The organism is Streptomyces sp. NPDC093097 (assembly GCF_044754325.1).
Lineage (GTDB): Bacteria > Actinomycetota > Actinomycetes > Streptomycetales > Streptomycetaceae > Streptomyces.
The window spans coordinates 106,221-112,969 of record NZ_JBIVOW010000027.1 but is presented as its reverse complement, the minus strand read 5'-3'; the positions used below and the strand labels follow the sequence as shown (position 1 = coordinate 112,969).

5 protein-coding genes are annotated in these 6,749 nt (G+C 68.5%); 2 read left to right on the top strand and 3 right to left on the bottom strand.

What is annotated here, in order from left to right:
* Positions 1-232: 232 nt before the first annotated feature.
* The 3 genes from ACIQE0_RS33850 to ACIQE0_RS33840 form a co-directional block, all read right to left on the bottom strand.
* Positions 233-1,288 carry a type III polyketide synthase gene (locus tag ACIQE0_RS33850; protein WP_366337371.1) on the bottom strand — a complete coding sequence of 352 codons (1,056 nt, stop codon included), beginning with the start codon at positions 1,286-1,288 and terminating at the stop codon, positions 233-235.
* A gap of 260 nt (positions 1,289-1,548) precedes the next feature.
* On the bottom strand, positions 1,549-2,760 hold the full coding sequence (locus ACIQE0_RS33845; RefSeq protein ID WP_366337369.1) for a cytochrome P450: 1,212 nt from the start codon (positions 2,758-2,760) through the stop codon (positions 1,549-1,551).
* 792 nt (positions 2,761-3,552) lie between these two features.
* Positions 3,553-4,086, bottom strand: a complete 534-nt coding sequence (locus tag ACIQE0_RS33840) for a hypothetical protein (protein WP_402339109.1) — start codon at positions 4,084-4,086, stop codon at positions 3,553-3,555.
* Positions 4,087-4,301: 215 nt separating this feature from the next.
* On the opposite strand from ACIQE0_RS33840, the gene ACIQE0_RS33835 reads away from it, so the two are divergent.
* Together ACIQE0_RS33835 and ACIQE0_RS33830 are read left to right on the top strand one after the other, a co-directional pair.
* Complete coding sequence (locus ACIQE0_RS33835) at positions 4,302-5,075, top strand: PTS sugar transporter subunit IIA (protein WP_402339107.1); 774 nt, start codon at positions 4,302-4,304, stop codon at positions 5,073-5,075.
* Between the two features lie 46 nt (positions 5,076-5,121).
* Positions 5,122-6,711, top strand: a complete 1,590-nt coding sequence (locus ACIQE0_RS33830; RefSeq protein WP_402339105.1) for a PTS ascorbate transporter subunit IIC — start codon at positions 5,122-5,124, stop codon at positions 6,709-6,711.
* Positions 6,712-6,749: the final 38 nt, after the last annotated feature.

The following is a 6,749-nucleotide window of genomic DNA, read 5'->3' as shown; positions in this document are numbered from 1 at the left end:
GTACTGCAGGGGGGACCCTGTGGGAGAGTAGGACGCCGCCGAACAATCTTTGTGGGAAGGCCCCGCACCGTATGGTGCGGGGCCTTTCTGCGTTCTGGGTTTTTAGTTGCCCAACAAGGCTGCGGCGTAGGTGAGTTCGGTGTCGAGAGACGATCTACCGTCTGGGCGGGGGCCCTCTTGGAGGGCCTCCGCCATCGTTGCCCCTACCCCTGCTTTTCTCTTTTCCCTTCCCTCACGCGGCTGCGGACGACCACGTCCCCAGCGCCATCTCCGCGGTGATGCCGGGGCCGAAGCCGGCCAGTAGACCGCGCTCTCCCTCCCGCGTTGACGCCTCGTCGAACATGCGGGCCAGCGCGTCCAGCACCACCGCGCTGGCGATGTTGCCGTACTCGGTCAGCGTCGCGCGGCTGAAGCGGAACGCCTCGTGGGGCACGCCCAGGAAGCGGCTGAGGTCGTCGAGGATGCGCGGACCGCCGGCGTGGACTATGTAGAAGTCCAAGTTGCCCGCGTCCCAGTGGTGTTGCTCGGCCAGTGCGCGGAGCGCCGGTGCGAGCGGTTCCATCGTTCCCGGGACCCGCTTGTCCAACTGGAAGTGGAATCCAGTGGAGCGCACCGCGTAGGAGATCCAGTCCTCGGTGTGCGGGATCAGGTAGGAGGCGTTCCGCTCCAGGTGCACTCCCCTCCCGCCCTTGCCACGCATCACGGCCGCCGCGACCGCGTCCCCGAACAGGCCGTTGGACAGCAGCGATCCGACTCCGATGTCCGTGGGCTGGTAGCACAGCGAGCAGAACTCGCACGCCACGAGCAGGACGTTGGCGTCCGGATAGGCCCGGCAGAAGTCGTGTGCGCGGTTGATCGCGGCACCGCCCGCGGCGCAGCCGAGTTGGGCGATCGGGACCTGTCGGGTGTCCGACCGGAATCCCATGTGGTTGATGAGCCACGCCGTCAGTGCCGGCATCATGAAGCCGGTGCACGACACGTAGACGATCAGGTCGATGTCCCGTGGTTCCAGTTCGGCCTGGTCGAGCGCCCTGCGCACGACGGCGGGGACGCGTGCCTTGGATTCCTCTTCGTAGATTGCGCTCCGGGCGTCGAACCCCGGATGCTCCAGCACCTTGTCGATCGGTTGGATCAGGTGCCGCCGCACCACGCCCGTATGCTCGATGAGCCGCAGCACGAGTTTCAGCTGGGCATGGTTGCCGTGCAGCTGCCGTGCCAGTTCGAGGGTGTCGTCCCTGGTGATGATGTACTCAGGGACTGCGATTGCCGGTTTGCACAAAACCGCCATCGGATGCACTCCTTGCAGACTGTGGTCCGCCCAGTGCTTTTTCTGCTCTGTGATTCGCGCCGTGGGTGCTTCCATTGTCGGCCGACGGAACCTCGGTAGATTCCGTCGGCCTGATGACACAGACCCCTGGAAGGACGCGAGCGGGCCATCCGTCGAAGAATGAACTCTCCCCGTGCAGATGGGTCATTCCTTGACCGTACGCCAGGGGAGTGAGTTCCGCATGCCGCCGAGGGGCCGCGGTTTCCCGCGGCCCCGGCACCTCACCACACCACCGGCAGGGCCAGCGGATAACGCCAGATCGCCGACTTGTTCCAGCGCAGTTCCTCGGCCGGCTTCGCCAGTTTCAGCTCGGGGAACCGCTTCAGCAGGGTGCCCATTGCGACCTGGATCTCCGTCAGCGCCAGCGGGGCGCCCAGGCAGTGGTGCCCGCCCCAGCCGAACGTCATGTGGCCGGTGCTCTCGCGCGAGAGGTCCACTTCGTCGGGCCGCTCGAACTTCCCCGGGTCCCGGTTGGCCGTCAGGTACGAGACGTGCACGATGTCCCCGGCCCGGATCGTCACCCCGCTCAGCTCCACGTCCTCCAGTGCGACCCGCGGGATGCCGACGCCCTTGCGAAACGGGATGAACCGCAGCAACTCCTCGATCGCCTGCGGCTGCGCCTCGGGGTGCTCGCGCAGCATCGCCATGTCCTCGGGCCGGGTCAGCAACATGTAGGAGAGGTTGCCGATCTCGTACGTGGTGGTGTCCTGGCCGGTGATGAGGAGCACCATGGCCATGACGGTGAGTTCCTTCTCGTCGAGGAACTCGTCCCCGACGCGGGCCGTCGCCAGCGCGCTGACCAGGTCGTCGCCCGGCTCACGCCGGCGCCGGGCCGTCAGCTCCGTGAAGTACTCCCGCATGTCCGCCTTGGCACGGATGGCGTTGTCCTTGTTGTCGAGGCTGGTGTTCATCATCGTCCGGGCGTACTTGCGCAGTTGCGCGCGCTCGCCCTCCGGGATGTCCAGCACCTCGCAGATCGTCGTCAGCGGCAGCGGCGACGCGAGGTTCTCCATCAGGTCGCCGGGTGCCCCGTCCTCGACCATCCGGTCCAGCAGGTCGTCCACGACGCGCTGTGTGCGCGTCCGCATCCGTTCCACCTGCTTGGGGGCGAACGCCTTGGAGACCAGGCTTCGCAGCCGGCTGCTCGCGGGTGGGTCCATGACGTTGATCGCCTCGTCCTGCACGATCGGTTCCGGCGTCATCCGCGGAAAGTCCCGCCCGACGATCGCGTGCCGGCTGAACCGCCGGTCCGTCGTCACCGTCCGCACGTCCTCGTACCGCGTGACCAGCCACGCCTCGCCCTCGCCATAGGGCAGCCGAATACGTGCAACGGGCTCTTCGGTCATGATCCGCCGGAGCGTCGGATCGAACTCCAGCGCCTCGGCGTAATCGAAGGGGCAGTTCCAGACGTTGCTGTCGGTTTCCTGTGCCATTCCGAACTCCCGGGGTGAGAAGGACGGTGCTTCGTCGAAGGGTCGGTCCAGTTCCAGTCGGAGCAGATGGAGAGCTTGGAGAGTGGATGACTCGGAGAGTCGAGGAGATGAAGGGTTGCGGAGTCGAAGAGTTGAAGAGGCGGGGAATTGGCGGGATGAAGCGTTGAAGGGGTAAATCGTCGGGGGGATTTCCGTATGCGGACCGGGTGGTTGAAGGTATGCGCGCCTTGTTCGCGCATGCCTTTTCAGTGGGCGGCAAGGGGCTATTTCATCCCCGACAGCGTACGCAGCCGCCTCCGGGCCCGCCTCGGCTGACCGGTCCGTAATCGGGCGGTCATGCCGTACGGCGGCCCCGCCCTGCGCCTCGTTTCAGCCTCTCCTGGGCAGGCGGAGCGGTGCAGCGTCACCGCCGATCCCGTTACGCCAAATGAGTGAGGGGTGGGCGATCCTCCAGGTCCGGGACCTTTGCGCCCAGCCTGCTGGGATGGCGGTCGGTGTGATGGTGCGCGGTGACGGCGCGGTCACGCCGGTGAGGAAGAGGGAGGGGGAGGGGGAGATGGGAAAAGGGAGGGAGGGGGAGTAGCCGTGGTTATGGCGTGGCTACCTGATGGCGATGCGATGGCTATTTCTGCTGGGGTATCCGTGGCGGAGAGTCGAGATGGTGGGCGGAGGAGCGCCGTGCGCCAGATACGACGGGGGATCCGCTACAGCTTGGTTGGCGACCGCTCGGTACAGCCATCCAGGAACAGCCGTCCAGACATAGCCGTCTATGCACAGCCGTCCAGGGCCCGTTCACTCCGTTTGGTGGGCGTCTCGGGCTGCGTCCACGAAGTTTTCCAGCGCCTTCCAGAAGGGGCGGAATGCGGCATCGAACTCCTCGCGGCAGTCCTTGTCTTCGGCCAAGCCGGCCTGAAGCGCCTCGTAGAAGGGGCCGGTGGCCTTCTGGAGGGTGAGTGCCGCGGCCGCGGCCGAGGGCGGGCCCTCCAGTTCCACGATTCGCGCGCAGCGTCGGATCTTGGCGTATTCCGCAATCTCGCGGTCGAGCAGTACGTCGAGCCTGGCGGCCCGCTCCTCGGCGGCCGACTCGCGCAGAGCCGCCGAGATCTCCCAGCACAACTCGCCGATCCGGTGGGTCTGTTCGATCAGGTCCAGATAGGCGGTGCGTCGGCTTTCGCGCAACCGCTCCGCTCGCTGTGAGCGCGCTGCCGTCTCTGCCTGTATCCGGGCGGCCCGCGCACTGCCGCGACTGGTGACCCAGCTGGCCAGTACCGCCGTCCCGCCCGTCACTGCCGCGATTGCCAGAGTCCACGCCGTGCTGTCGCCCACGCGGCGTCACAATACCCAACGCGCCTTCCACCGGCCGTTGGTGAGCTGGTCCCAGCACCGCCCCCGTGCGCGCTCCTCTCCGCCATCGCTGTCTTCCTCCCCGTTCCTGAGCCCTCAGGGGCAACTCGCAACCCGACTCGATATCCCCGTATCGTCCCCAACTCCCGGGCTACGCACCGGTGCACGGCCGCCCACCCGCCCGTAGAGTGCCCGCCATGGCAGCTCTGAGCGATCTTCTCCCCGCCGCGGCCATCCGCCTGGACGTACCGGTGCCGGACTGGCGGGCAGCGATCCGGACGGCGGGTGGGCTGCTGGTGGAGGCCGGCGCGACCACCGCCGCGTACACCGCTGAGATGATCGCGAACGTGGCGGAGAACGGCCCGTACATCGTGATCGCGCCCGGCTTCGCCCTGGCCCACGCCCGTCCCTCGCCCGCCGTGCTGCGGACCGCGCTGTCCTGGGTCCGTCCGGCGGCGCCGGTGGACTTCGGCCATGAGACGAACGACCCGGTACACCTCGTCGTCGCGCTCGCCGCGCGGGACCAGAGCGCGCACACGGCGGCACTGGCGGCGCTGGCGCGCCTGCTCGCCGACCCCGGTACCGCCCGGGCCCTGCGGGAGGCCCCCGACGCCGAGGCCCTGCGCACGGTGCTCGCCGGTCCCGATGCGGGCCGCCAACGGGCCGACGCCGCCGAAGCCCGCCCCGTACACACGATCCTGACGGTGTGCGGTAACGGTCTCGGTACCAGTCTCTTCCTCAAGACCACGCTGGAGCGGGTGCTCGACCGCTGGGGTTGGACCCGCCACGTCACCGTGGAGGCGACCGATGCCCTCTCCGCCAGGGGCAGGGCGTCCGAGGCCGTCGCCGTCCTCACCTCCCGGGAGATCGCCGGGATGTTGGGCGAGATCGGCATCCCGGTGGCGGCCGTGGAGGACTTCACCAGCCCCAGGGAGGTCGATCGCGTGCTCCGCGACCTCTACGACGTGTGACATCGATGGCGCGCCACTGAGGCCAGGCCACAAGGAGAGATCGCCCATGACCGTGCTCCTGTCCATCGCCACGTTCCTCGTCAACGAGGTGCTCAGCCGGCCCGCCTGCCTGATCGGCCTGATCACCGCGGCGGGGTTGACCGCACTCCGGAAGCCCGTCGGGCAGATCGTCGGCGGCGCCCTCAAGGCCACGCTCGGCTTTCTGCTGATCGGGGCCGGCGCGAGTCTGGTCGTCAGCGCGTTGGGGCCGCTGGGCGGCATGATCCGGGGTGCTACGGGAGCGCAGGGAGTGATTCCGACCAACGAAGCGATCGTCGGCATCGCTCAGGAGCGGTTCGGCGCCCGGGTCGCCTGGTTGATGCTCCTGGGGTTCGCCGTCGCCCTCCTCCTGGCGCGGTTCACGCCCCTTCGGTACGTGTTCCTGACGGGGCACCACATTCTGTTCATGGCCACTCTGCTCACGATGGTGTTGAGCGCGGCCGGACAGCCCGCGCCGATCGTGATCGCCGTCGGCGCCGTCCTGTTGGGCATCCTGCTGGTGGCACTGCCCGCGTTCGCTCATCCCTGGACCCGGTGCGTCACGGGCGACAACACGCTCGCCATCGGCCACTTCGGCACCGCGGGTTATGTGCTCGCGGGCGCCACCGGCCGGCTCGTCGGCCGGCGCAGCCGCAGCACCGAGGAGATGAAACTGCCCGAGGGCCTGCGGTTCCTGCGGGATTCGATGGTCGCGACGGCGCTGTCGATGGCGGTGATCTACGTCGTCATGGCGCTCGGCTACCTGGCCAAGGCCGGGCGGAGCACCGCCTTCAAGGCGTTCGCGGTCGGCTCTGGTGGCGGTGACGGTGCGGCCGGCGACCTCGGCAACTACCTCATGCAATCCGTCATGCAGGGGCTGCAGTTCGGCATCGCGGTCGCGGTGATCCTCTTCGGTGTCCGTACGATCCTGGGCGAACTGGTTCCCGCGTTCCAGGGAATCGCCGGGAAACTGGTGCCCGGCGCGATACCGGCCCTGGACGCGCCGATCGTCTTCCCGTACGCCCAGAACGCGGTGCTGATCGGCTTCCTCGCCAGCTTCACCGGGGGCCTGGCCGGCCTCGCCCTCCTCGCCTGGCTGCTCCATCCCGCCCTTGGGCTCGCGCTCGTTCTGCCCGGGCTGGTACCGCACTTCTTCACGGGTGGCGCGGCCGGCGTCTACGGGAACGCGACGGGCGGCCGGCGCGGTGCGATCGCCGGCGCCTTCCTGAACGGCGTGCTGATCACCTTGCTGCCGGCGCTGCTGCTCCAGGTGCTCGGGGCGTTCGGCAAGGCCAACACCACTTTTGGGGATGCGGACTTCGGCTGGTTCGGGACGCTCATCGGCTATGCGGCCAAGGCCGGGCCTGCCGGTGGGGCGGTCACCATGGTGGTCATCGGAGGTGCGGTCCTGGCCGGTGCGATCGTTTTCCAGAGGCGTGTGGTGGACCGGGGCTGGGACCCGGGTGCCGGGCGGGCGGTCGCCCATCCGGTGGCCACGAGGCCCGCGGCTGTCGACGGGGCAGGGGCAGGGGCGGGTACGGGGCTGCGGCGCCATCCCAAGATCGCGCCGCCCGTAGGAGCACCTGCCCCGCCACCGCCGCTGCCGTCCGAGGACTGATCACCGGCAGTTCGCTGGATCTTGCCGAGGTCGTCGAG

Excerpts from the sequence above, each read along its gene's own strand:
- ACIQE0_RS33830 (WP_402339105.1), top strand. The coding sequence starts at position 5,122 with ATGACCGTGCTCCTGTCCATCGCCACGTTCCTCGTCAACGAGGTGCTC.
- ACIQE0_RS33850 (WP_366337371.1), bottom strand. The coding sequence starts at position 1,288 with ATGGCGGTTTTGTGCAAACCGGCAATCGCAGTCCCTGAGTACATCATC.
- ACIQE0_RS33845 (WP_366337369.1), bottom strand. The coding sequence starts at position 2,760 with ATGGCACAGGAAACCGACAGCAACGTCTGGAACTGCCCCTTCGATTAC.
- ACIQE0_RS33835 (WP_402339107.1), top strand. The coding sequence starts at position 4,302 with ATGGCAGCTCTGAGCGATCTTCTCCCCGCCGCGGCCATCCGCCTGGAC.